Source organism: Klebsiella sp. MISC125, assembly GCF_051131775.1.
In the GTDB taxonomy this organism is placed as follows: domain Bacteria; phylum Pseudomonadota; class Gammaproteobacteria; order Enterobacterales; family Enterobacteriaceae; genus Klebsiella.
The window spans coordinates 379,858-404,761 of record NZ_CP180448.1; the positions used below are offsets into that span (position 1 = coordinate 379,858).

25 protein-coding genes are annotated in these 24,904 nt (G+C 58.0%); 9 read left to right on the forward strand and 16 right to left on the reverse strand.

The annotated features are described in order from the left end of the window. Window positions 1-82 precede the first annotated feature (82 nt). Entirely contained in the window at window positions 83-997 is a 915-nt protein-coding gene (locus tag ACMYSL_RS01725; protein ID WP_434661227.1) for a LysR family transcriptional regulator, read from the reverse strand. A 102-nt stretch (window positions 998-1,099) separates the two neighbouring features. Between ACMYSL_RS01725 and ACMYSL_RS01730 the strand changes: the two genes are divergently transcribed. After that, the gene (locus ACMYSL_RS01730; protein ID WP_434661228.1) at window positions 1,100-2,008 is read left to right on the forward strand and encodes a DMT family transporter; all 909 of its coding nucleotides are present in this window, start codon (window positions 1,100-1,102) and stop codon (window positions 2,006-2,008) included. Here the strand turns inward: ACMYSL_RS01730 and nikR are convergent. From nikR to ACMYSL_RS01765, 7 genes are all read right to left on the reverse strand, one after another. Further along, window positions 2,003-2,419 carry a nickel-responsive transcriptional regulator NikR gene (gene nikR, locus ACMYSL_RS01735; protein ID WP_142670538.1) on the reverse strand — a complete coding sequence of 139 codons (417 nt, stop codon included), beginning with the start codon at window positions 2,417-2,419 and terminating at the stop codon, window positions 2,003-2,005. The two genes, ACMYSL_RS01730 and nikR, sit on opposite strands and share 6 nt — an antisense overlap. Before the next feature lie 3 nt (window positions 2,420-2,422). Next, complete coding sequence (gene nikE / locus ACMYSL_RS01740; protein ID WP_434661230.1) at window positions 2,423-3,193, reverse strand: nickel import ATP-binding protein NikE; 771 nt, start codon at window positions 3,191-3,193, stop codon at window positions 2,423-2,425. Beyond that, window positions 3,190-3,954, reverse strand: a complete 765-nt coding sequence (gene nikD, locus ACMYSL_RS01745; protein WP_434661231.1) for a nickel import ATP-binding protein NikD — start codon at window positions 3,952-3,954, stop codon at window positions 3,190-3,192. The genes nikE and nikD overlap by 4 nt, the downstream gene beginning before the upstream one ends. Beyond that, window positions 3,954-4,787: a nickel ABC transporter permease subunit NikC gene (gene nikC, locus ACMYSL_RS01750; RefSeq protein WP_434661233.1), complete on the reverse strand. Its 834-nt coding sequence runs from the start codon at window positions 4,785-4,787 to the stop codon at window positions 3,954-3,956. Before nikC ends, nikD begins: the two co-directional genes overlap by 1 nt. After that, entirely contained in the window at window positions 4,784-5,728 is a 945-nt protein-coding gene (gene nikB, locus ACMYSL_RS01755) for a nickel ABC transporter permease subunit NikB (RefSeq protein WP_182235196.1), read from the reverse strand. Before nikB ends, nikC begins: the two co-directional genes overlap by 4 nt. Next, entirely contained in the window at window positions 5,728-7,296 is a 1,569-nt protein-coding gene (gene nikA, locus ACMYSL_RS01760) for a nickel ABC transporter substrate-binding protein (protein WP_434661234.1), read from the reverse strand. The genes nikB and nikA overlap by 1 nt, the downstream gene beginning before the upstream one ends. A gap of 628 nt (window positions 7,297-7,924) precedes the next feature. Continuing rightward, window positions 7,925-8,782 (reverse strand): LysR family transcriptional regulator, encoded by an 858-nt coding sequence (locus ACMYSL_RS01765; RefSeq protein ID WP_181484572.1) that lies wholly within the window; start codon window positions 8,780-8,782, stop codon window positions 7,925-7,927. Between the two features lie 97 nt (window positions 8,783-8,879). Here ACMYSL_RS01765 and ACMYSL_RS01770 point away from each other — a divergent pair, with 97 nt between their 5' ends. From ACMYSL_RS01770 to arnF, 8 genes are all read left to right on the forward strand, one after another. After that, window positions 8,880-9,386, forward strand: a complete 507-nt coding sequence (locus ACMYSL_RS01770) for a phenolic acid decarboxylase (RefSeq protein WP_434663917.1) — start codon at window positions 8,880-8,882, stop codon at window positions 9,384-9,386. 399 nt (window positions 9,387-9,785) lie between these two features. Then, entirely contained in the window at window positions 9,786-10,925 is a 1,140-nt protein-coding gene (gene arnB / locus ACMYSL_RS01775) for a UDP-4-amino-4-deoxy-L-arabinose aminotransferase (protein WP_434663919.1), read from the forward strand. A 1-nt stretch (window position 10,926) separates the two neighbouring features. Beyond that, a complete protein-coding gene (arnC, locus tag ACMYSL_RS01780) occupies window positions 10,927-11,910 on the forward strand; it encodes an undecaprenyl-phosphate 4-deoxy-4-formamido-L-arabinose transferase (RefSeq protein ID WP_182235194.1) in 984 nt (327 codons plus the stop codon). Then, entirely contained in the window at window positions 11,907-13,892 is a 1,986-nt protein-coding gene (gene arnA, locus ACMYSL_RS01785) for a bifunctional UDP-4-amino-4-deoxy-L-arabinose formyltransferase/UDP-glucuronic acid oxidase ArnA (protein WP_434661235.1), read from the forward strand. Before arnC ends, arnA begins: the two co-directional genes overlap by 4 nt. Then, entirely contained in the window at window positions 13,889-14,791 is a 903-nt protein-coding gene (arnD, locus tag ACMYSL_RS01790) for a 4-deoxy-4-formamido-L-arabinose-phosphoundecaprenol deformylase (RefSeq protein ID WP_182235192.1), read from the forward strand. The genes arnA and arnD overlap by 4 nt, the downstream gene beginning before the upstream one ends. Beyond that, window positions 14,791-16,446, forward strand: a complete 1,656-nt coding sequence (gene arnT, locus ACMYSL_RS01795) for a lipid IV(A) 4-amino-4-deoxy-L-arabinosyltransferase (RefSeq protein WP_434661236.1) — start codon at window positions 14,791-14,793, stop codon at window positions 16,444-16,446. Before arnD ends, arnT begins: the two co-directional genes overlap by 1 nt. Further along, entirely contained in the window at window positions 16,443-16,781 is a 339-nt protein-coding gene (gene arnE, locus ACMYSL_RS01800; RefSeq protein WP_142981788.1) for a 4-amino-4-deoxy-L-arabinose-phosphoundecaprenol flippase subunit ArnE, read from the forward strand. Before arnT ends, arnE begins: the two co-directional genes overlap by 4 nt. Further along, window positions 16,781-17,164: a 4-amino-4-deoxy-L-arabinose-phosphoundecaprenol flippase subunit ArnF gene (gene arnF / locus ACMYSL_RS01805; protein WP_181484578.1), complete on the forward strand. Its 384-nt coding sequence runs from the start codon at window positions 16,781-16,783 to the stop codon at window positions 17,162-17,164. The genes arnE and arnF overlap by 1 nt, the downstream gene beginning before the upstream one ends. A 248-nt stretch (window positions 17,165-17,412) precedes the next feature. Here arnF and ACMYSL_RS01810 read toward each other — a convergent pair whose 3' ends face one another. The 8 genes from ACMYSL_RS01810 to ACMYSL_RS01845 are packed head-to-tail and all read right to left on the reverse strand — an operon-like array spanning window position 17,413 to window position 24,903. Next, window positions 17,413-18,642, reverse strand: a complete 1,230-nt coding sequence (locus ACMYSL_RS01810) for a beta-ketoacyl-ACP synthase (RefSeq protein ID WP_434661237.1) — start codon at window positions 18,640-18,642, stop codon at window positions 17,413-17,415. Continuing rightward, complete coding sequence (locus ACMYSL_RS01815; protein ID WP_181517757.1) at window positions 18,639-19,370, reverse strand: 3-ketoacyl-ACP reductase FabG2; 732 nt, start codon at window positions 19,368-19,370, stop codon at window positions 18,639-18,641. The genes ACMYSL_RS01810 and ACMYSL_RS01815 overlap by 4 nt, the downstream gene beginning before the upstream one ends. Continuing rightward, window positions 19,367-19,843 carry an ApeP family dehydratase gene (locus tag ACMYSL_RS01820; protein WP_434661238.1) on the reverse strand — a complete coding sequence of 159 codons (477 nt, stop codon included), beginning with the start codon at window positions 19,841-19,843 and terminating at the stop codon, window positions 19,367-19,369. The genes ACMYSL_RS01815 and ACMYSL_RS01820 overlap by 4 nt, the downstream gene beginning before the upstream one ends. Next, the gene (locus tag ACMYSL_RS01825) at window positions 19,840-21,009 is read right to left on the reverse strand and encodes a beta-ketoacyl-[acyl-carrier-protein] synthase family protein (protein WP_434661239.1); all 1,170 of its coding nucleotides are present in this window, start codon (window positions 21,007-21,009) and stop codon (window positions 19,840-19,842) included. Before ACMYSL_RS01825 ends, ACMYSL_RS01820 begins: the two co-directional genes overlap by 4 nt. A 1-nt stretch (window position 21,010) precedes the next feature. Then, a complete protein-coding gene (locus ACMYSL_RS01830; protein ID WP_304253961.1) occupies window positions 21,011-21,595 on the reverse strand; it encodes a DUF3261 domain-containing protein in 585 nt (194 codons plus the stop codon). Next, a complete protein-coding gene (locus ACMYSL_RS01835) occupies window positions 21,592-23,910 on the reverse strand; it encodes an MMPL family transporter (RefSeq protein WP_434661241.1) in 2,319 nt (772 codons plus the stop codon). The genes ACMYSL_RS01830 and ACMYSL_RS01835 overlap by 4 nt, the downstream gene beginning before the upstream one ends. Continuing rightward, a complete protein-coding gene (locus ACMYSL_RS01840; RefSeq protein ID WP_112214838.1) occupies window positions 23,879-24,484 on the reverse strand; it encodes a LolA family protein in 606 nt (201 codons plus the stop codon). Before ACMYSL_RS01840 ends, ACMYSL_RS01835 begins: the two co-directional genes overlap by 32 nt. Further along, window positions 24,481-24,903: an acyl-CoA thioesterase gene (locus ACMYSL_RS01845; RefSeq protein WP_182235182.1), complete on the reverse strand. Its 423-nt coding sequence runs from the start codon at window positions 24,901-24,903 to the stop codon at window positions 24,481-24,483. Before ACMYSL_RS01845 ends, ACMYSL_RS01840 begins: the two co-directional genes overlap by 4 nt. Between the last annotated feature and the right edge of the window lies 1 nt (window position 24,904).

Genomic DNA, 24,904 nt, shown 5'->3' on the forward strand with positions numbered 1-24,904 from the left:
TTAGCGAAGGTGGATAATTCACCAAGCGTATAATTCATATGGTTTATTAATTGTTGAGAAAGCCCGACTGCTTTTTAGCGGATCATGGCTGACCGTCAAAGCGATGTATCGCCTGACGCAGGAAATCCACTACGCGGCGGGCTTCGGGCCGTAGTGCCGTTTGCCGCAGGCTCGCCACTCCGACGTCCATCCACGTCATACAATCGTCGACCGTGCGTCGCATCACGCGCAGCCCCTCAAGCGACCAGGGACGCCAAACGAGGTCCGAAAGGATCGTGACGCCCTTACCCTGTGAAACAAAAGTGCGGATAGCCTCGAAGGAGTTGGTACGGTAGCGAATATCCGGCTGCCCGCCGCGCTGCCGCCAGACGTCAAGGATCACGGTGGGGTAATCATCGGTCTCAAGCAGCAAAAACGGGACCTTTGCGATATCAGCCAGCCGCAGTTCCGGCTGGCTGAGTAAAGGGTGACCGATTGGCGCCCACAGACGACGCAGGGAGCGCAGGAAAGTATCAATCGTCAGATCATCATCGTGGCGAATGTTTGACGTCAACACCAGGCAAAAGTCGACCTCCTGCTGATGTAAGGCTGTTATCAGCGCCTGAGATGAACCTTCCTGAAAATGGATCTCCAGCAGCGGGAAACGGCGCTCCAGTTCGCTATAAATGCCGGGTAGCAGATAGGCCGAGAGCGTTTCAGCGATGCCTACCCGCACGCTGCCGGTGGTCATTTCCGGCTGATTGTGCAGGTCGTTAATCGCGGCTTCGCTATCAGAGAGGATTTTGCGCGCATGGCTCAGAAAGCGTTCCCCGTCGACGGTCAGCTCAATACCCTTCGGATGGCGAACAAAGAGCTGCGTGTTCATAATCGTTTCCAGATTACGCATCGCGACCGTCATCGATGACTGAGAGATATGGCAACGCCCGGCGGCTTTTGAGATTTGTAGCGTCTCGGCCAGCGCGACGTAGAATTCCAGCTGTCTTAGGGTGAACTTCATAGTTTCAAACTATACGCCTGAATGAAAACTTTATATTAGCACTGGCTTATTCGTGAGCAGTACCCTGAATGGCATAGGTTTAAGGTAAATCAAGGAGTTTGTATGCCTTATCTTCTGCTCGCGCTGGCGGCCTGCTTCTGGGGCGGTAATTATGTGATTGGTCACCTGCTGGTATCGCAGGTTGACCCTATTGTGCTATCAGCGCTGCGCTGGTGGGCTACTGCTATCCTGTTGATGATGCTCTACTTTCGCCAGGTTAAACAGCAGTGGCCAGCGATAAAACAGGCGAAAGGGATTGTTTTCTTTCTGGCACTGTGCGGCCAGGTTTTATTTCCCCTGACGCTCTATGTCGGTCTGCAATATACCTCATCATTGAATGCGGCAATTTATTTATCGACGACCCCGGCGATGGTGCTACTGATTAATCGCTTTATATTCCACGAGCGTATTTCGACGGGAAATGTCGCGGGCGTAATATTAAGTTCCTGCGGTGTTATCTGGCTTATTTTGCAGGGAAACGTCACGGACTGGTCAACTTTGCGCAACCTGAATCGGGGCGATCTCTGGACTATGGGCTCGGCGATGAGCTGGGCGGCCTACTGCGCTTTTTTGCGCCTGAAGCCGAAAGAGGTGGTCGGTAATGGCTTTGTCGCCGTCAGCGCCTCGGTGGGGGCGATTATGCTGCTGCCGGTTTTGATGGCGAATACGCTACAGGCGGTTGATCTGGATTTAGCACCTTACCTGTCGCTGAATTTCCTTCTCGGACTGGCTTATCTGGTGATTTTCCCTTCCTGGCTCTCTTACCTTTTGTGGAATAAAGGCATTGCGGCGATTGGCGCCACGCGTGGGGAGGTGTTCTCGCACCTCATTCCGCTCAGCGGCGGCCTGTTCAGCATTCTCTTTCTGCACGCGCCGCTCTATACGTACCACCTGATCAGCGCGCTGGCGATTATCTGCGGTATTACCCTGTGCTCGCGTTCGCGCCGGGTTAGTGAGTCCCACGCTTTATGAGTGGGAGAGGTCGTCCTCCGTCGGCAAACACTGCAAATGGCCGTGGCGCACGCCGCGCTGGGCGATGACATCATCGGCAAAATGCTGAACATCGCCCATATCGCCTTTCAGCACGGCAATCTCCAGGCAGTCGTCGTGGTTGATGTGTACGTGCAGGGTGGCGACGGAGAGATCGTGGTGTTGATGCTGGGTGGAGACTAAACGGCTGGCTAAATCTCGCTTCTCGTGTTCATAAACATACGAGAGCACCGCGAAGCCCTGAGTGCCGTGCTCCTGGGTGGTTTCCTGAGCCAGCGCGCCGCGCAGAATATCGCGGATCGCTTCGGAACGGTTGTTGTAGCCACGGCGCTGGCTCAGGCTATCCAGCGTTTCGAGTAAATCGTCATCAAGGGTGATAGTGACACGTTGCATCTGTTAGACCTTATTACGGCGTACGGGAAAGGCGGGAAGTACCGCACTTTGTAACACGCGGCCGGCGTTGGAGGAAAAGATTAATCTGTCGCCCACGATCTGAGTCTCGACGATTTGCCCCTCGTCCATCACCATCACCCGCTGGCAAAAGCGTTCCACCAGACGTAAATCGTGAGTGATAAACAGACAGGCGGTGCCGAACTGCTGTTGTAGTTTTTTGAGCAGACAAATGATGCCCGCCTGGAGTACCAGATCGAGATTCGACACCGCTTCATCCAGAATAAGCAGCTTAGGTTCTACCGCTAACGCCCGCGCCAGGCAGACGCGCTGGAGCTGCCCGCCGCTCAGCTGCGGTGGTCGCTTGTCGAGCACGCTATCGTCCAGGTCGACTGCGTTGAGCATTTCTCTTGCCCGGGCCAGTTGTTCCTGTTTCGTTAATGACAGCAGGTGGCGCATCGGTTCACGCAAAATCTCACGCACCGTTTTACGCGGATTCACCGCGCTGATGGAATCCTGAAACACCATCTGAATATCCCGGCGAAATGCTTTTTGTTTGCTGCGATTGAGGTGGGCGAGCGGCTCGCCGCGCCAACTGACGCTGCCCTCGGTGGGTGATTCCAGCCCAACCAGCAGGCGCGCCAGCGTGCTTTTTCCGCAGCCGCTACGCCCAAGCAGGGCGACGGTTTCGCCGTTTTTCAGCGCTAAAGAAACCTCTTTTAGCACCGGTAAATTTGCGTATTGGTGCGAGAGCGTAGAGACGCTAAGTAATGTCATAAGGCCAGCTCCAGCCCATACAGGGCGAGATGTGCGGCAACCAGATTGCGGGTGATGGGGTGCTGTGGCGCGTTGAAGATGGTTTCGACATCCCCCTGTTCCACGATCTTGCCGTTATCCATCACCGCTACGTCGTCCGCCAGCCGCGCGACGACGCCCATATCGTGAGTGACCAGCAGCATTCCGGGTGCACGGCTGCGCATTATGCTCTCCAGCAGATCGAGAATGCGCGCCTGGGCGACGACGTCCAGATCGGTGGTTGGTTCATCGGCGATAATAAACGGCGCATCGCACAGCAGCGCCATCGCAATCATCATCCGTTGGAGCATGCCGCCGCTCATCTCAAAGGGATAAAGCTTCAGCACGCGTTCTGCCTGCTCCAGTCCCACGGCCTCTAACGCACTGATAAGCGTAGCGTCATCTGATGGTTTGCCTAATGCCCGGCAGGTTTCCCGCGCGTGAGCCGCCATAGTATGCAGCGGATTAAAGGCGCTGCGCGGGTTTTGCATAATGGTGGCGATTTTCACACCACGCAGTTCGCTGGAGGCGACCGGTTTGCCATCCGTGAGGATAACTCCTGCCGTTTGCCGCACGCCGGAAGGGAGAATATCCAGCGCCGCCGCGCAGGTGAGGGATTTTCCGCTGCCGCTGCCGCCGACCAGCGCCAGCACGCGTCCGCGTTTGAGCACCAAAGAAACGCCGTGTACCAGTGGTTGTTCAGCCAGTAACGTAATGTTTTGCAGTTCAATCTGTTGCGGCATCAGTGGGCATGCTCCGTTTCCAGATGGGGGTCGAGATGATCGCGCAGCGCGTCACCCACCATATTAAAGGCCATCACGCTGATAAACAGCGCCAGCCCCGGCCAGAACATTTGCAGCGGCTGGGTCCAGATGTACTGGCGGGCGTCGTTAATCATCACTCCCCATTCTGCGGTGGGCGCGGTCACGCCGAGTCCGAGGAACGACATCCCGGCGACGTGCAGCATCATATGACCGATATCCAGGGTCGCCAGCACCAGCAGCGAGGGGATCACCGCACCAGCCAAGTGGTCGACAAACACCCGAACATGGCCCGCGCCGGACAGTCGGGAGGCGAGCACAAATTCGCGCTGGCGCAGGGAGATCGTCAGGCTGCGCACCATCCGCGCGTACCACGCCCAGTGCGACAGGGCGATGGCGATAATCACGTTGGTTATTCCGGTGCCCAGCACGCCGACCATAAAAAAAGAAAGGATCGAGGTCGGGAAAGTCATAAACATATCCGCGATGCGCATGGTGACCTGATCGACACGGCCGCCAATCAGCCCCGCGCTGCCGCCGACGATCAATCCCAGCGCCAGAACTAACAGCAAACAGGCCATCACCGAACCAAGCGACACGCGGGTTGCCGCCAGCAGGCGTGAGAAAATATCGCGTCCCAGATGGTCGGTGCCCAGCCAGTGCTGATTATCGGGAGCAAGCAAACGTGACGGTAAATCAATAGCCTGCGGATCGTACGGTAACCACCACTGGCTGGTGAGCGCAATCACCGCCAGCAGGGCAATCATGATTAAAGAGAGGCGGACGGGCCAGCGCGATGAGAGGAAAAAGTTCACGAGTGCGCTCCTTCATGGCGGCGAATGCGCGGATCCAGCGCGGCGTTCAGCAGGTCAACAATCAGGTTACAGACCACAAAAACGGTGACCATCATCAGCGTAAAACACTGAATGACCGGGTAGTCGCGGTTAAATATCGCCGACACGGCATAGCGCCCAACGCCGGGCCAGGCAAAGATATTCTCGATGATCATGGTGCCACCAATCAGCTCGCCGATATGCATGCCGACGGCGGTGATCATCGGCAGCGAGGCGTTACGTAGAATATGGCGGCGCTCGATTTGCTTGTTGTTGAGACCGCGTAGCCGCGCCCAGGTCACGTGACGCTGCCCGGCGACCTCCAGCATGCTGGCACGTAGCAAACGGGCGTTAATCGCCAGCGACATAAAGGCAATCGACACCGCTGGCAGAACGAGATGCTGCCAGCCGCCGTAGCCCAGCGCGGGCAACCATTGCAGATATACCGAGAAGAGCATCACCAGCAGAAAGGCGAGCCAGAAGTTGGGCATTGAGACGCCGAGGAAAGCGATAACCCGCACAACAAAATCCGGCAGACGGTCACGATGACGCGCCGCCCAGATGCCGAGCGGTACGGAGGTGAGTAGGATCAGTATCAGCGCCGCGCCCGCCAGCTCCAGCGTGGCAGGAAGGAAGGTCAGCATATCATCCAGTACCGGACGCTGAGTCGCGAACGAGATGCCAAAATCCAGGTGCAGCGCCTTCCACAGCCAGGAGCCGTACTGCACGATAAGCGGCTGATCCAGACCCAGCATCACCCGCGTGGAAGCGACCATCTCCGGCGTCGGCGGCAGGTTCGACAGGCGCAAATAGTCGAGCGCCGGGTCGCCGGTCCCCAGGCGCAGCATCAGGAAGATAATCACCGAGGCGGCAAAAATCATCGGAATTAGCAGCGCCATGCGCCGCAACGCGTAACGCAGCATCAGGGTTTCACCGGTTTAATCTGTTCAAACGGAATTTCAGACGCAATCGGCGCGTAGGGAATCGCGCCCAGCTCCGGTCTGGCGACCACCATCATTGAGGCATAGCTGATGGGCAGGTAGACCGCGTCGTCATGCAGATGGGTCAGAATGTCGCGATACAATGCCTGACGCTGGGTTTCGTCGCTGGTTTCCAGCACTTCGCCAATCTCTTTATCAATGATCGGTTTATCGGCTAAACCCTGCTGTGCCTGAAAATCAGCATGAGACGGGACGCGCATCGAACTCATAAAGGCGTGGGGGTCGTACGGCGCGCCCCAGGTACGGTTGAAAATCATGCCGAAGCGACCGTCGCGCTGGCGGGCATAAATACTGCTCTCTTCCTCGCCGACCAGCGCCACGTCGACGCCAATCTGGTGCATATCGGCCTGGATAATTTCGGCCATCGACTTGCTTAGCGCGTCGGTGCCAATAAACGATAACTCAATGCGCAGCGGCTGACCGTTTTTCTCACGGATCGCTTTGCCTGCGGGCAGCGCCCAGCCTGCGTTTTCCAGCAATGCTTTTGCCTGCTGCGGGTCGTACTGGCGTGGTTTCAAGCCAATATTCGCGTAAGGGACGGTGGGAGAAAACAGCGTATCGGCTACCTGCTGGGTGCCGTATAGGGCGTTATCGACAAGCGATTTTTTATTTACCGCGTAGTTCAGCGCTTCGCGTACTGCCAGCTCGTTAGTCGGTGCCTTTGCGGAGTTGAGCGCCAGCATCACCGTTTCAATCGGCTGCGAAAGCTGGGTTCGATACGCCGGGTTGTGGCTAAAGCGCGCGAAGGTATCCAGCGGCAGCAGCCCTTCGTTGCCGTACAACAGGTCAATATCACCGGTCTCAAACGCCACCGCGCGGGTGGTCGGGTCCGGGATCACCTTGACGGTAATCTTTTGAATCTGCGGTTTTTCGCCCCAGTAGCGGTCGTTACGTACCAGCACATCGTACTGATTGAGCTTTGACTCTTTTAGCATCCACGGGCCGGTGCCGATCGGCGCTTTAATGCCGTGCAGGGTCTCGTTATCTTTAAACTGCGACGGGGCGATAAAGCGGAAAGGGCGCGGCAGCGCCAGCTCCTGCAGAAATGGGTAATAAGCGCTTTTCAGGGTAATTTGCAGCTCGTTTTTGCTGAGCGCCTTGACGTCGACTATCTGATTGACCAACTCCAGCCAGGCATGGCGTTGACGGTTATCAAGTACCGCGCGAAAGTTCTCTGCCGCAGCAACGGCGTCAAAGGCTTCGCCGTTCGAGAATTGCACATCGTCGCGCAGGGCGAAGGTCCAGATTTTACCGTCCACCGAATGTGTCCAGCTTTTTGCCAGCCACGGGGTAACCGAACCGTCTGCCTGATACTTCACCAGCGGTTCATACACCATGCTCTGGGCGAACATCTGGTTGGGCGTATAGAGGTGCGGGTTGAGCGGGCCGACGTTAACCGGCCAGGCGGTGGTGATTTCGTTGGGGGCGGCATTGGCCAGCAAAGGTGCGCAGGCGATTAGCGCCAGCAGGGCGGAGCGGATGATAGACAAGGCTTTAGTCTCAGCGACAGGAAAGTATGACGATTTTAAGGATTCATCATACTTTCAGCGTAAGCTGGATCAATATTTGGCCTGAAAGTATAAGAAAACAGTATATATATTTTGACGGTATGAAATGGAGAACAAGCCTGCCGCAGCTCCGGCACATCTCCCGGAGGCGGCGCTTGACGCGCCTGTCCGGGCTACCGGCCCGCAGACGGCTGTGAACCCGTAGCCCGGTCAGCGCAGCGCCACCGGGACGAAGCAGCGCCGGTGTATCAGGTTCGGCACATCCCCCGGAGGCGGCGCTTGACGCGCCTGTCCGGGCTACCGGCCCGCAGACGGTTGTGAACCCGTAGGCCCGGTCAGCGCAGCGCCACCGGGATGAAGCAGCGCCGGTGTATCAGGTTCGGCACATCCCCCGGAGGCGGCGCTTGACGCGCCTGTCCGGGCTACCGGCCTGCAGACGGCTGTGAACCCGTAGCCCGGTCAGCGCAGCGCCACCGGGACGAAGCAGCGCCGGTGTATCAGGTTCGGTACATCTCCCGGAGGCGGCGCTTGACGCGCCTGTCCGGGCTACCGGCCCGCAGACGGCTGTGAACCCGTAGGCCCGGTAAGGCGTCAGCCGCCACCGGGCGCTTTATGTTCTGAACAGATCGAGCAGCGTGGCGACCTGCTCATCAATCGGCGTTAAATCCCGTTTAACGATCAGGTGCAGCGGCGTTGCCCGCCGTGCGCCGTGGCCCAGCGGCAGCGCTTTCAGCACCCCCTGTTTGAGCTGTGAACGAATGCGCTCTTCCGGCAGCCAGCCGAAACCAACCTGATATAACACCGCATCAATGGCGGCATCAATAGTAGAGAACGTCCACGCGTCGCGGACAGATTGCGGGTCGTTGCTGCGGTCAGCGATGCGCACCAGCGGCCAGGGTGCCAGCGCATTATCATCCAGCGGCCCCTCGAATGCCGAAAGCGGGTGATCGCGATGGGCGACGGCGACAAAATCGATATTCATCAGCCACTCGCCGCGCCCGGTAATATCCTGACGGCGGGTGAGCACCATCACGTCGGCTTCGCTGCGCGCCGGGTGTTCCTCCTCAACATTTTCCAGTACTTCGGTTAGCCTGACCTGGGTTTGCGGATAGCGTTGTTGAAACTGGCGCAGAATGGCAAACAGCCGCTCGCGCGGGAAAATGCTATCGACCAGCAGATCCAGCCGGGTTCGTGCGCCGTCTCGAAGGGTGGCGGCATGGGTTTCAACATAAGAAAAGGCCTGCAACAGCGGCTTGACCTGGCCGAGCAGCAGCTTGCCCGCCGGGGTGAGTACCGCGCGGCGGCCAGAAGGCGTGAGCAGCGTAACCCCCAGCCGCTCCTGCAACAGCGCAAGGTTGTAGCTCACCGAAGACTGGCTGCGGTGGGTCTCTTCCGCCGCCTTCGCAAAGCTACCCAGCTCAACAACTTTTTCCAGTAGCGCCCATTGCTCGAGGGTGGTCTTGTGCATGACTAATCTAAAAAGTGGATGTATTTAATCCAAACATAGCGTTATTTATCCATTTTTTAAAGCAGTATGCTTGTTCTCAACAAATAGAGGAGAACAGATTATGAGCACTTTCGACAAACATGACCTGAGCGGTTTTATCGGCAAACATCTGGTTTATACCTACGATAACGGTTGGAACTACGAGATTTACGTTAAAAACGCCACCACCCTGGATTACCGGATCCATAGCGGGATCGTGGCCAATCGTTGGGTGAAAGATCAGCAGGCTTACATCGTTCGCGTGGGTGAAAGCATCTATAAAATTTCCTGGACCGAGCCGACCGGTACCGACGTGAGCCTGATTGTTAACCTTGGCGATAAACTGTTCCACGGCACCATCTTTTTCCCGCGCTGGGTGATCAACAATCCGGAAAAAACCGTCTGCTTCCAGAACGATCATATCCCGCTGATGGTCTCTTACCGTGAATCTGGTCCAGCCTATCCGACAGAAGTGATTGATGAGTTTGCCACTATTACGTTTGTTCGTGATTGCGGTGCGGATAACGACGAAGTGATTAAGTGCCCGGCTAATGAATTATCGGAAAACTTTCCTGCTAATCTGTAATATTTATGAAATAATTTTGTGATTCTACTGGTTTTTTTATATTTCGTAGACCATGTTTAAAGGTAGTTTATTGGAACATGGTTTAATGTTCGTTTACTTTTCGCTAGTGCGTTCCTGCTGTCCCCCCCCTCTGGCAGGAGCGCCAAACCTCATTAAGTCCCGAAAAAATACTCTATCTCAATGATTTTTAACAAAATCGTAATGCATATCTAATTAATATTAATTTCTTAATATTATCCTAAGCAAACCTGTCTAAATTTAATAGCATCTAAATATCCTGTAATGAAATGCGCCATCAAACTGATTTCGCTTTCATTTTCATTTTGTTTAAGTCAGCAGGTGCAGGATATTTCTTATCGACCCCGTTCCTCGTCGGGTCATTTACAGAACAGGAAAATGATGAGCGATTTTTTGCCGTTTTCGCGCCCGTCGATGGGCGACGCAGAGCTGGCTGCGCTGCGTGAAGTTTTGCAATCGGGCTGGATCACCACCGGGCCGAAAAATCAGGCGCTGGAAGAGGCGTTCTGTACGTTAACTGGCAACCGCCACGCTATCGCGGTCAGTTCGGCGACCGGCGGGATGCACGTCACGCTCATGGCGATGGGAATCGGTGCGGGCGATGAAGTGATCACCCCTTCCCAAACCTGGGTCTCCACACTGAACATGATCTGCCTGCTTGGCGCGACCCCGGTGATGATCGATGTCGATCCCGATAATCTGATGGTTACCCCTGAAGCGGTGGAAGCGGCGATCACTCCGCGTACTAAAGCGATCGTTCCCGTGCACTATGCGGGCGCGCCGGTGGATATCGACGCTATTCGCGCTATTGGCGAGCGGCACGGAATTGCGGTGATTGAAGACGCTGCACACGCGGCGGGAACGCACTACAAAGGCCGCCATGTCGGCTGGCGCGGTACCGCCATCTTCTCGTTCCATGCGATCAAAAATATGACCTGCGCCGAAGGCGGGTTGGTGGTGACCGACGATGATGAGCTGGCGACGCGCATTCGCAGCCTGAAGTTCCACGGTCTCGGCGTTGATGCCTACGACCGCCAGACTCTGGGCCGCGCTCCGCAGGCGGAAGTGATATCGCCGGGCTTTAAATACAATCTGGCGGATATCAACGCCGCGCTGGCCCTGGTGCAGCTGGATAAACTGGCCCACGCCAATCTGCGGCGCGCCAAAATTGCCCAACGTTACTTGAGCGAACTGGCGGATACCCCATTCAAGCCGTTGGCGGTACCCGATTGGGAACATCAGCACGCCTGGCACCTGTTTATTATCCGCGTCGACGAGGCCACCTGCGGTATCAGCCGCGATGCTCTGATGGAAAAACTGAAAGCCATGGGCATCGGCACCGGCCTGCACTTCCGCGCGGCGCATACGCAAAAGTATTACCGCGAGCGTTTCCCTGAAGTTTCATTACCGCATACGGAATGGAACAGCGCGCGCATTTGTTCCATCCCGCTATTTCCAGATATGACCGATGACGATGTCACTCGGGTCATTGCCGCACTGCACCAGCTGTCAGGACGTTGATATGTTTAGCTATCCTCCCGTGAAAAAGGTCTCGGTGGTTATCCCGGTTTATAACGAACAGGAGAGCCTACCGGAGCTTATCCGCCGCACCGATACCGCCTGCGCGACGCTCGGACGCCAATATGAAATTCTGCTGGTCGACGATGGCAGCAGCGATGACTCGGCGCGGATGTTAACCGAAGCCGCCGAGGCCGAAGGCAGCCACGTGGTGGCGGTGTTGTTGAACCGCAACTACGGCCAGCATTCGGCAATTATGGCGGGCTTCAGCCACGTCACCGGCGACCTGATTATTACCCTCGATGCCGACCTGCAAAACCCGCCGGAAGAGATCCCCCGACTTGTAGAGAAAGCCGACGAGGGCTACGACGTGGTCGGTACCGTTCGCCAGAACCGCCAGGATACCTTTTTCCGTAAAAGCGCCTCGAAGATGATCAACCGTCTTATCCAGCGCACTACCGGTAAAGCGATGGGCGATTATGGCTGCATGCTGCGCGCCTATCGCCGCCACATTATCGACGCGATGCTCAACTGCCATGAGCGCAGTACGTTTATCCCGATCCTGGCGAATACCTTCGCCCGTCGAGCGGTTGAAATCCCGGTAATGCACGCCGAGCGTGAATTTGGTGATTCCAAATACAGCTTTATGCGCCTGATTAACCTGATGTACGACCTGGTCACCTGCCTGACCACCACGCCGCTGCGCCTGCTGAGCCTGTTCGGCAGCGTTATCGCCCTGCTGGGCTTTGGTTTCGCCATCCTGCTGGTGGCGTTGCGCCTGGTGTTTGGCCCACAGTGGGCGGCAGAAGGGGTGTTTATGCTGTTCGCCGTGCTGTTTATGTTTATCGGTGCTCAGTTCGTCGGCATGGGCCTGCTTGGGGAGTATATCGGCCGCATCTATAACGATGTCCGCGCTCGTCCCCGCTACTTTATTCAACGTGTTGTTCGCCAGCCGGAAACGGCATCTCAAGAGGAAGATCGTTCATGAAAGCTGTAGTCTTCGCTTATCACGATATGGGTTGTGCAGGTATTCAGTCTCTGCTGGATGCCGGTTATGACATCGCCGCTATTTTTACCCATCCGGACAACCCTGGCGAAAACCATTTCTTTGGCTCCGTGGCGCGTATTGCCGCAGAGCAAGGCATTCCGGTGTGGGCGCCAGAAGACGTGAACCATCCGCTGTGGATCGAACGTATCCGTGAGATAAAACCGGACGTGCTGTTCTCGTTCTATTACCGCAACCTGCTGTGCGATGACATTCTGAATCTCGCGCCGCAGGGGGCTTTCAACCTGCACGGTTCACTTCTGCCGAAATACCGTGGCCGTGCGCCGCTGAACTGGGTGCTGGTGAATGGTGAAAGCGAAACCGGCGTGACGCTGCACCGGATGGTTAACCGCGCTGATGCCGGGAATATCGTGGCGCAGAAAAGCGTGGCTATTGGCTCAGATGACGCGGCGCTGGTTCTGCATCATAAACTTTGCGCTGCGGCATCCGAACTGCTGGGCCAGGCGCTGCCGGCCATCCGCGACGGCAAAACCGAAGAGCGTGCACAAGATGAAAGCCAGGCGACCTACGTGGGTCGCCGCACGCCGGAAGATGGCCGTCTTGACTGGGAGCAATCAGCCCAAACGCTGCATAACCTTGTGCGTGCGGTCTCCGATCCGTGGCCGGGCGCGTTCGGTTACGCTGGGGCAAACAAGTTTATCGTCTGGAAATCTCGCGTGCGCCAGGACCTGAACGCCGCGAAACCGGGTACGGTGATTTCCACTGCGCCGCTGGTTGTTGCCTGTCAGGAGGGAGCGCTGGAAATCGTCACCGGGCAGACCGAACGCGGCGTTTATATGCAGGGTACGCAACTGGCGCAGGCGCTGGGCCTGGTTGCTGGCGCGGTGCTGAGCAGCAAGCCGGTCGTGGCGATTAAGCGCCGCACCCGCGTGCTGATCCTCGGGGTGAACGGCTTTATCGGCAACCACCTGACCGAGCGCCTGTTGCAGGACGACAACTACGAAATTTACGGCCTGGATATTGGCTCTGACGCCATCAGCCGTTTCCTCGATAATCCGCGTTTCCACTTTGTGGAAGGCGATATCAGCATTCACTCCGAGTGGATCGAGTACCACATTAAGAAGTGCGACGTCGTGCTGCCGCTGGTGGCGATTGCGACCCCAATTGAGTACACCCGCAATCCGCTGCGCGTATTTGAATTGGATTTTGAAGAGAACCTGAAGATCATCCGCGACTGCGTGAAATACGATAAGCGCATTATCTTCCCGTCGACGTCCGAAGTGTACGGTATGTGCACCGACAATAACTTCGATGAAGATAGTTCGAACCTGGTGGTCGGGCCGATCAACAAACAGCGCTGGATTTACTCGGTTTCTAAGCAGCTGCTGGACCGCGTGATCTGGGCCTATGGCGATAAGAACAACCTCAAGTTTACCCTGTTCCGCCCGTTCAACTGGATGGGGCCGCGTCTTGATAACCTCAACGCCGCGCGTATCGGTAGCTCCCGTGCCATCACTCAGTTGATCCTTAACCTGGTCGAAGGTTCGCCAATCAAGTTGATTGAGGGGGGTAAACAGAAGCGTTGCTTCACCGATATCAGCGACGGTATCGAAGCGCTGTTCCGTATTATTGAGAACAAAGATGGCCGCTGTGACGGGCAGATTATCAACATTGGCAACCCGGATAACGAAGCGAGTATCAAAGAGCTGGCGGAAATGCTGCTGGCCTGCTTTGAGCGCCACCCGCTGCGCGACCGCTTCCCGCCGTTTGCCGGTTTCCGCGAAGTCGAAAGTAGCGATTACTACGGTAAAGGCTACCAGGACGTTGAGCACCGTAAGCCGAGCATTCGCAACGCGAAGCGCTGCCTGAACTGGGTGCCGACGGTAGAGATGGAAGAGACGGTGGAACACACTCTGGACTTCTTCCTGCGCACGGTTGAACTGGTGGACGACAACAAATCATGAGACAGGTCGGCTTACGCATAGATGTCGATACCTTTCGCGGGACGCGGGACGGGGTCCCGCGGCTACTGGCTCTGCTGGGGCAGCGCGGGATTCAGGCAAGCTTCTTTTTTAGCGTCGGGCCGGACAACATGGGGCGTCATTTATGGCGCCTGGTAAAACCGAAGTTTCTGTGGAAGATGCTGCGTTCAAAGGCCGCTTCGCTGTACGGCTGGGATATCCTGCTGGCCGGTACCGCCTGGCCGGGGCGCAGAATTGGTGCGGGTAATGAAGAGGTTATCCGCGCCGCCGCGCAGGAGCATGAAGTGGGCCTGCACGCCTGGGATCACTATAGCTGGCAGGCGTGGAGCGGCGTCTGGCCACAGGAGCGGCTGGCGCTGGAAGTTGAACGCGGGCTGCTGGAGCTGGAGCGGATTATCGGTCGTCCGGTGGCCTGCTCCGCCGTTGCGGGCTGGCGGGCCGATCAGCGGGTCATCAAGGCCAAAGAGGCTTTCGACTTCCTCTACAACAGCGATTGTCGGGGGACGGGTCCCTTCTTACCGGTGCTGGGCAACGGCGCGCCGGGAACCGTGCAAATCCCGGTGACGTTACCGACCTGGGATGAAGTGGTCGGCAGCGCAGTGGATATTGCGGGCTTCAACCGCTATCTGCTGGATTGTATCCATCGCGATACGGGTACTCCGGTCTATACCATCCATGCTGAAGTCGAGGGGATTGCCTTTGCTCAACAGTTTGATGAACTGCTGACCATGGCCGCTCAGGAAGAGATTCAGTTTTGCCCGCTAAGCCAGCTGCTGCCCGCCGATTTTAGCGTGCTGCCGCGAGGCAAAGTGGTTCGTGGAGAGCTGGCTGGCCGGGAAGGCTGGCTTGGACGTGAACAATTACTCAATTCGGGTGTTTGATGAAAAGCATTCGCTACGGCGCGGCTCTGGTCGCTCTTTTTGCCCTCTACTATTTACTGCCGCTCAACTTCCGCTTGCTTTGGCAGCCGGATGAAACCCGCTATGCGGAAATCAGCCGTGAGATGCTGGCGACCGGCGACTGGGTGGTGCCGCATTTCCTCGGCCTGCGCTATTTTGAAAAACCCATCGCCGGATACTGGATTAACAGCATTGGCCAGTGGCTATTCGGTCACAATAATTTTGGCGTCCGCTTCGGGGTCGTGTTCTCTATTACCGTCACCGCCCTGCTGGTGACCTGGCTGGCGTGGCAGATATTTCGCGATAAACGCCTGGCGATCCTGTCGCCGGTTATCTTCCTGACCGCGCTTCTGGTCTACAGTATTGGCACCTATGCGGTGCTGGACCCGATGATTACCATGTGGATGGCGCTGGCGATGTGCAGCTTCTGGGGCGCGGTACAGGCCCAAAACCACAGCGGCAAAATCGTTGGTTATGTCTTACTGGGTGTGGCCTGCGGAATGGGGGTGATGACTAAAGGCTTCCTCGCGCTGGCGGTGCCGGTGGTCGGGGTATTGCCGTGGGTGATTGCGCGTAAGCGCTGGCGCGAAGTGCTGACCTACGGCTGGCTGGCGGTGGGCGTCTGCGTGCTGGTAGTGCTGCCGTGGGGGCTTGCCATCGCCAAACGTGAACCGGACTTCTGGCGCTACTTCTTCTGGGTGGAACATATCCAGCGTTTTGCTGAAAAAGATGCCCAGCATAAAGCGCCGTTCTGGTACTACATTCCGTTCCTGATTGCCGGGAGCCTGCCGTGGCTGGCGCTGCTGCCGGGAGCGCTCAAGCGCGGTTGGACTGAGCGCGATGAATCACGCGGGGCGCTGTATCTGCTGGGATGGGTGGCGATGCCGTTCCTGTTCTTCAGCATTGCCAAAGGTAAGCTACCAACCTATATCCTGCCGTGTTTCGCTCCGTTGTCGATTCTGATGGCGCGCTACGCGCTGGATGCGGCGAAGGCCGGGGCGAAGGCGCTGAAAATTAACGGCATGATCAACTTAGGCTTCGGTCTCATTGGCCTGGTCGCCGTGCTGGTCGTTTCGCCTTGGGGCTTTATGCATCAGCCGGTGTGGAACCATATTGAGCTGTATAAGTGCCTGTTGGCGGCGCTGATTTTTGGTTGCTGGGCGCTGATGGGCTGGATGGCGATGAAGGACAATGGCCGCCGCTGGACCTTAGCCGCCATCTGCCCGCTGGGGCTGGCGCTGCTGGTGGGTTTTGCTATCCCGGACCGGGTTATCGACAGCAAGCAGCCGCAGTTCCTGGTGGATATTGTCAGCGAGTCGCTGACGCCGAGCCGCTACGTTTTGACCAATAACGTCGGTATTGCTGGCGGGTTGTCATGGGAGCTAAAGCGCAGCGATATTATATTGTTCGACAAGCAGGGCGAGCTGAAGTACGGCCTGTCCTGGCCGGATGCCCAGAGCCAGTTTGTGGATAAAGAACAATTTGCCGATTGGCTGGCTGCGCACCGCCAGCAGGGGCCGATTTCACTGGTTCTGCTGATGGACAAAGGAGAGAGTATGGCCGACTTACCGCTACCCAAACCTGATAACTCCTATGAGCTAGGCCGGGTGGTGTTTATCCAGTACCTGCCGCAATGAGCGTCTGGATCTGTCTGATTTTCGCCAGCCTGCTGAGCTGCGCCGGACAGCTGTGCCAGAAACAGGCGACCCGCCCGTCTAAATCCGGGCGGCGCGGGCACCATATCCTTGGCTGGTTGGGGTTAGCATTGCTCTCCCTGGGCTGCAGCATGCTGTTGTGGCTTAGCGTACTGCAGTCTATCCCGGTCAGCATTGCCTATCCGATGCTGAGCCTGAACTTTGTCTGGGTGACCCTTGCTGCGTGGGGGATCTGGCGCGAGCCGGTGGCGCGCCGCCACTGGGTTGGCGTAGGGCTGATCGTCGTCGGGATCGTTATTCTGGGGAGCCGCATCTGATGGGCTTAATCTGGGCGTTATTTAGCGTGGGTTTAGTCAGCGCCGCACAGCTGCTGCTGCGCAGCGCGATGGTCGAACTGCCGCCGCTGACGGATTTATTCACCTTTCTTAATCATCTGCTGCATCTGCGGGCGGGGACCTTCGGCCTGGCGTTTGGCCTGCTCGGCTATTTGCTGTCGATGGTATGCTGGTACTTCGCCCTGCACCAATTACCGCTGGCGAAGGCTTACGCGCTGCTCAGTCTGAGCTACATTCTGGTGTGGGCCGCCGCCATCTGGCTCCCCGGCTGGTATGAGCCTTTCCACTGGCAATCGTTATTGGGCGTGCTGCTGATTGTTGCCGGGGTACTGACTATCTTCTGGCCAGTGAAGCGCCGGGGCTGATGCGTAGGCGCGGCTTCGTCCCGGTGGCGCAGCTGCTTCCCGGGCTACGGATTCACAACTGTTTGCGGGCCGGTAGCCCGGACAGGCGCGTCAAGCGCCGCCTCCGGGAAATGCGCTGAAGCTGATGCATAGGTGCTGCGGCTTCCCGGGCTACGGGTTCACTGCCGTCTGCGGGCCGGTAGCCCGGACAAGGCGCGTCAAGCGCCGCCTCCGGGAAATGGGCCGGCGCTGTTCCCAAAAGCTATCTCTCAGGGCCAGCGCTTGATAACCAATGAGGTGTTGATGCCGCCAAAAGCAAAATTGTTGCTTTGCAGGAACTCGCAATCAATCTTGCGGGCTTCACCCATGATGTAATCCAGTGCGCCACAGTTAGCATCCGGACGGTTTAAATTGAGCGTCGGGGCAAACCAGCCTTCGCGCATCATTTGCAAACTCATCCAGGCTTCCAGCGCCCCGCAGGCACCCAGCGTATGACCAAAATAACTTTTCAGTGACGAGATCGGCACGTTGTCGCCATAAATCGCCGCCGTTGCCAGACTTTCTGCAATATCACCGCGGTCGGTAGCCGTGCCATGAGCCGAAATATAGCCGATATCCCGCGCGTTTAAGCCCGCCATTTTCAGCGACTGCTCCATGCAAATCTGCATCGTCTCGCGCTGTGGCTGGGTGATATGCGCCGCATCGCAGTTGGTAGCAAAACCGATAATCTCACCGTAAATCGTCGCGCCGCGCGCTTTGGCGTGCTCAAGCTCTTCCAGAATCAACGTGCCTGCGCCTTCGCCTATTACCAGCCCGTCGCGATGTTCATCAAACGGCGAAGGTGTGGTTTTCGGTTCGTCGTTACGCTGGCTGGTGGCGAACAACGTATCAAACACCGCCGCTTCCGACGGACACAACTCTTCCGCGCCGCCGGCGACCATCACCGTTTGATAACCGTGACGAATTGCTTCCCACGCGTAGCCAATCGCCTGGCTACCAGAGGTGCAGGCGCTGGAAGTGGGGATCACTCGCCCACGCAGGCCGAAGAATAACCCGGTGTTGACGGCGGTGGTGTGCGGCATCATCTGCACGTAAGTGGTGCCGGTAATATTATTGGTGTGCTTTTCGGTCAACATGGTCGCGAATTCGCTCACCGGACCAGTGCTGCCGGTTGACGAGCCGTAGGCGATGCCGGTTTCACCGTTGGTCAGCACCGCATCGCCAATTAGCCCGGCCTGCTCCAGCGCCAGTTCGGTCGCGCGGGTGGACATCAGCGACACGCGACCCATAGAGCGAATACGCTTGCGGGTATAGTGCTCCGGTGGGGTGAAATCATCGACTGGCGCGCCCAGCAGCGTGTGCAGCCCGTCATAAACCTGCCACTCCGGCATTTTGCGCACTGCGTTTTCATACGCCTGCAGCCGGGCGGAAACGGCTTGCCAGCTTTCGCCAAAGGCGGTAACGCCGCCCATCCCTGTGATCACGACGCGACGTGTCATAACATCCCTCCATTGATAGAAATCACCTGACGGGTGACGTAACCCGCGATATCTGACATTAAATAGCTGGCAAGCCCGGCCACTTCATCGGCCTGGCCCATCCGTTTCATCGGGATCATCGACATGGCTTCTTTCAGCGCGGCCTCTTCCATTTCGATCATCCCGGTATCAATCAGCCCCGGCGCGATGCAGTTGACGGTAATTTTGCGTTTTGCCAGCTCAATCGCCAGCGCTTTGGTGGCTCCGATGATACCCGCCTTGGCGGCGCTGTAGTTGACCTGTCCGCGATTGCCCATCACGCCGGAAACCGAAGACAGCGTGATGATGCGCCCACCCTGACGAGCGCTAATCATCGGCATCATGCACGGCTGGATAACGTTATAGAAGCTGTCGAGGTTGGTGTGGATCACCGCATCCCAGTCGTTATCGCTGAGCGCCGGGAAGGCGGCATCGCGGGTAATGCCGGCATTGCTGACGATGCCGTACCAGGCACCGTGCGCGTCGTTATCTTGCTCCAGCACTTCTCGACACTGCTCGCGGTTGGCGACGTCAAAGGCCAGCAGACGCCCCGTGCCTCCAGCAGCGAGGATTGCATCCAACGTCTCCTGGGCACCTTGTGCATCGCGATGATAGTGAACGCCGACCACAAAGCCGTCCGCCGCCAGCTGGCGGGCGATGGCGCGACCAATGCCCTTGCTGGCGCCGGTAACCAAAACTGAACGACTCATGCGGACGCTCCTTGTTGAAATAGGGTGTTAAGTTCTTCCGCTGTCGGCTGGAAGGTGTTGACGCGACCGCTTGCCAGCATCTCTTCACTGGCCTGAATAGCGCATTCAAAGCTGCCAAAACGTGCATCTTGCATCAGTAGCGTGACGCTAATATCCAGCGTCAGGCCACCTGGCAATATTCCCGCCGCACAGACTAATTCACGTGCTCCGAGCACCATGCCCAGCGAGATACTGGCCTGACCCGCCTGATGACGGTGCCAGCCGGACCACACGCCAACGGTCTGCGCCATCAGCTCCAGGGCGAACCAACCGGGCAGATTGCCCTCGGCATCGAGAAACTGAGCCAGTACGCCGTCGGGCGATACCGTGACGCGGCAGGTAGCGGAGTCGTCCGTCACGCTAACCACTTCTTCAAGCAGCAGCATCGGCGCATCGTGAGGCAGATAGTCTCCGGGCGCTAAATAGTGGCTCATGGCATTCTCCCGAGCAGGATACTGGCGTTATTGCCGCCAAAGGCAAACGAGTTTGACAGGATGACCGGGCGCGGTAGCGGCTGCTGGCGCTCGATAATCCCGCAGGCAGGCAGCGTTTCATCGCGCGGCGACTGGCTGAAATCCTGCGGCGGCAGCGGCAGGTCGCGCTGCAAAATCAGCATACTGATGGCGGCTTCGGTAATACCTGCCGCGCCCAGCGTGTGTCCGGTCAGGTGCTTGGTAGAACTGCACGGAACGCGCTCGCCAAACAGCTCGTTTACCACGTTGGACTCAATTTTGTCATTCAGCGGCGTGGCGGTGCCGTGCAGATTGATATAGCCCACCTGCTCCGGCGTTAGCCCTGCGTCGTTCAGCGCCTGACGAATGGCGCGAATCGCCCCTTCGCCCTGCGGATGCGGGGCCGAAATATGGTACGCGTCGCTGGATTCGCCGACACCCAGCAGCGCAATCGGCTGCGGTTCGCGGGTCAGCAGCATCAGCGCCGCGCCTTCACCGATGGTAATCCCGCTGCGGTCGCGACCAAATGGCTGGCATAACGTTGGCGAGAGTGATTCCAGGCTATGGAAACCGTTGATTGGCATCCGGCTGAGCGTGTCCGCCCCGCCGACAATCGCCACGTCCGCCAGCCCTGACTCAATCAGGCGGCGTCCGCTCATGATCGCGCGGGCGCTTGAGGAGCAGGCGGTAGAGAGCGTAAACGCCGGGCCGTCCAATGCCAGCCAGTGGCTGAGAAAGCGCGACGGATCGCCCAGCTCCTGCTGCGGGTACTGCCAGGCGCTGCTCGCTTTGCCGTTGAGCGTGAGATCAACATGCACGTCGCCTTCGTCCAGCCCGGAGGTGCTGGTGCCGAGCACCACGGCAACGCGGTCGCGACCAAACTGCGCAATGGCGTCATCTACCTGCGGCTGGATTTGCGCGAGCGCAGCCAGCAGCAGCTGATTATTGCGCGAACGGTGGGCGCTAAACTCATCAGGAATCGTCGGCAGTTCACCGTCGACGCCGGCTAAAACCGCGTGCGGATGGCCCTGAAGCCAGCCGGTGCGCGGGCGCATACCGGGAGCCACGCCGCGCGTCAGATTGGCGGCGATTTCATCGGCGTTGTTGCCCAGCGCGTTAATCATGCCAACCGCAGAAATGTAGATCATCTCAGTCACCCAGGTATTGAATGGTGATGTGGTATTTAAACACGTGCTGTTCGATGCTGATGGGCTCGCGCTTGCCTTTGCGGTTCAGGTAGGTGATTTCGGTGACCAGCTTGCCGCGGGCGTTGCGCAGCTCGCGCTTGTCGCCGATATCGGTGAGCGTCCAGCCCTCAGGCAACTGTGGCTGCCAGGCGCTAATCGGCCAGTGGCTGAGCATCACGTCGGCGAGCACCTGGCTGGCTGGCGGCAGCTGCGGCACCACGATTGATTGTTCGGCATGCAGCCCTTTTTCATCGTAAGTGACGAGGAACAGGCGGATACCGACAGAGGAGAGGCCTGCCAGGGTGAGTTTTTTATCATCGGCGTTAAGCATCACCAGCAGCGACTGGGTTTTGCCGTTAAAACTGCCGGTGAGGAGCTGCTGGGAACTGACCGCCGGAGAGATCCCCGGCGCGGGTAGCGTCACGCGTGCGCCCGGCTCCAGCCACGCCTGTGGTCGGCCTTCTTGTTCGGGCTGTGAGTGGCTGCAACCGGCCAGCATCAGCGTGGCGACCAGCGCAGCGGCGCGCCAGAATGTCTGTTTAATCATCTTCTTTTTTTCTCTTTTTTCCCTGGCATCGCCAGCGGTGACAGCAGGAAGGCGGTGAAAATGCCACTTACCAGCACAATGCCAAAGCTACTGATCGCCTGAGTGGCGCTAAAGACCAGCATCCCCAGCGTTAGCAGGGTGGTTAGCATGGCCAGCGTAATCGCTAACAATGAGGTTAACGGCGTGCCGCGCGGATTGCTGAAAAACAGCGTGTAGTTAATGCCGATGCCGAGCACCAGCACCAGCGCCAGCAGCGAGAACAGATTGACTGCATGGCCGCTGAGCGCCAGCACCGCCAGACCGCAACCCAGTGATAATACCGATGGCACGAGACTGATTAGCCCTTTGCGCCAGCCAAGTCGCACCATCGCGCCGCAGGCAATCACTGCCAGCGCAACCAATAGCAGGCCGGTCAGAATATGGCGATACAGCGCGAACAGTTCGTCAAAGCTGCTTTTACGATCCACCCACGCGACGCCGGAGTATTTCGTGCTGAGGGTGCTTAATGCAGCACTGTTTTTTATCCCTTCAACCGGTACCAGCACGCCGCTTTCGCCATCGGCCAGCGTTATCCACAGCAGCCGCCAGCCTTCGCTGGCCGGGCTGGTAAGCCAGGCATCGACCGTTACCGGCATAGCGTTAAGATCGGGATTTACCGTCGCTAGCCCGGCGTTGTTCAGGGCTTTGATGACGGCTGGCGCTGCGTTTTTCAGCAGGCTGAGATCCTGCTGCTGTCGGGCGAGTGAATTCAGCGCAATAGTGCGATAGCCGCCAAGCCATCCCTCTTTTTTCGCCTGCTCCAGCGCGGGGGTAAACAGTTCCAGCCGCTCCAGCGTTTGCTGTGCAGACTTGCCGTACACCACAAACCACTTCTGATCGACGCTCTGCCCGGTCAGCGCGGTAATCGCTTTTTCCTGTGCCAGAATATCCTGCGGCAGTGCCTGAAGCTGCGAGATATCATCATCCACGCGCAGCGTCGCTATTCCCGCCAGTGAGAAGAGAGCCAGCGCTACCGGCAGGCCGACGGAAAGCTTTTTATTGCGTCGCCAGGCCGCAAGCCAGCGTAGCATCAGCACCATCGCCGGAACCGGGCGCACCGGCAGCCCACGACACAGCCACGGATGCCAGAAAATCACCGTCAGGCAGGAAGCGCTCAGGCCCACCGCCGCGAATACCGCCATCTGACGAATGCCGGGGAAGGGGGCGAGCATCATAATCAGATACGCCGCCACGGTGGTAAGCAGCGCCAGCAGCAGGGCATTGCGCACTTTGCTGAGGCTTTGCCACGGTGAGGTTTCTGCGCCGTGCACCATCCGCTCGGTCAGATAGTAGAGCGTGTAGTCGGCGGAGATCCCGATGATGCTCATGCTCATCACCAGCGTCATCAGGTGCAGCTCGCCAAAAATCAGCAACGTGACGACGGTGCCCGCCAGCGCGCCAATGCCGATCGAAATCAGGCACAGCAGCAGCGGGCGCAGGGAACGGAACACCGCCACAATCAGCAAAATCACCCCAAACAGGGTGGCAACGCCGAGGGTCGAAACATCTCGCTTCGCCTGCTGGCTGGCGTAATCGCTGTAGAACATGGTCCCGCGAGACAACAGCTGCGCCTGCGGATATTGCGCCTTGAGCTCACCTTCCAGCGTATTGAGCGTGGTGACTAGCTGGTGCGTCTGCTGCATATCAAACGACGAACCGGCCAGCTCGCCGTGCAGCAGGTACCAGTAGTTACCCTGTTCATCCTGGGCCACCAGCCAGCCGTCCATCAGCCGCAGGCGCTGGCCGTTTTTGGCCATTGCCAACTGCGAGCCGCGCATCAGCATCAGCGGGTCGTTTTGCAGTTCTTTACCGCTCACGCCAGAGAAGGCTGAGTAGAGTTGGGAAAGAATCCACTGCGCCTGCGCCTCGCCGCCGTTTTGCAGGCGTGCTCGGGTGTCGCTATCGATCAGGCCGTTGCGGTGCTGCCAGAAGAAGGTGCCCCAGGCCTGCTGGCTGTCGGCGTCCATCGGGCCTTTGACCTCAGCCAGCGCCTGCGATTTCTGTAATAGCGATAACCAGCTGCGGGCAACCTGCGGGTCGGCTTTTTTCCCGGGGCTTACCAGCCAGACCAGCTGCCGGTCAAGGCGCTGCATAAAGCCGTCGTTGAGGCTCGGTGGGATCGCGCCGAGCGCCTGTTTTGGCAGCATCGCCAGGACGCTGCTGTTAAGCCGTGCCTGAGGCAACAGCGTCAGCAACACGCCCAGCAGGATCAGGCAGGCGATTCCCCAGAACAGCGCGGGACGTTTACTGGGCGGCAAAGCGTTGGCGTTCGTCATCGGTCAGCTGTGCAGGCGTCAGTTGGTGTTGGGAAAGGGCGATATCGGTACGATCGCCCTGCTTATCGTTCAGTTGAATGCTCTCCAGATAGATTTTTCCGGCTAAATCGATGGTCGCGAAAATCTTATCCAGCGGCGTGGTGATCGGCGTCAGGCGCAGCGTCCAGCGGCCTTCGCCTTTGTCAGCAAACTCCACGCGGAAGTTCTCTTCCAGCACTTTACGATCCGCCTGGAACAGCGCGCGCAGCAGATGGTTGAACTGGAACATTTGTGGGTTGTTCTCGGCGGTGATGGTTTGCGGCGGCTGGCCGTTGATCACCTGTACCATCCGTTTGTCATCGAGCAGCAGCTGCATCGGGAACGGGGCGGTTTGATCCCACAGTAAACCCTGTTCGCGAGCGATCAGCATTTTGCCCTGGGATCGCAGCGGCTGCGGCAGATCCTTGATGGTGCGGGTTTGATCGAAGTGAGCGCGAACCACCGGCTGTTCGGTAAAGCGCTGTTGCAGATCATCAAGCGTCAGGGCGCTGACGAAAGGGCTGATGAGCAGCGCCAGCAGTGGTAAGTATCTCATGGTGTGACCCCCATACGTTCGAACAGGATAGCCGGGCTGACGAAGCACAGTTCGCGGCTTTTTTCTTCCACCGCCACCTGGATGGTGTAGCCGGTAGTGGCACGCTTGCCGGTTTCGGCATCGAAAATTTCGTAACCAATGCGCAGACGGTTTTCGAACTCCTCAAGGCGGGCGCGTACGCGAATGCGCTGCTCAAAGGTCAGAGGGTTGCGGTACTTGACGCGGGTATCGACCACCGGCCACAGATAGCCCGATTCTTTCATCTGCCGATAACCATAATCGAACTGATTCAGCAGCGCCTCGCGGGCAATTTCGAAATAGCGGAAATAGTTTCCGTGCCACGCCACGCCCATCATATCGACGTCGTGGAACGGAATGGTCAGCTCGACTTCAGCCGTAAAGCGGGGATCGTTAAGCACC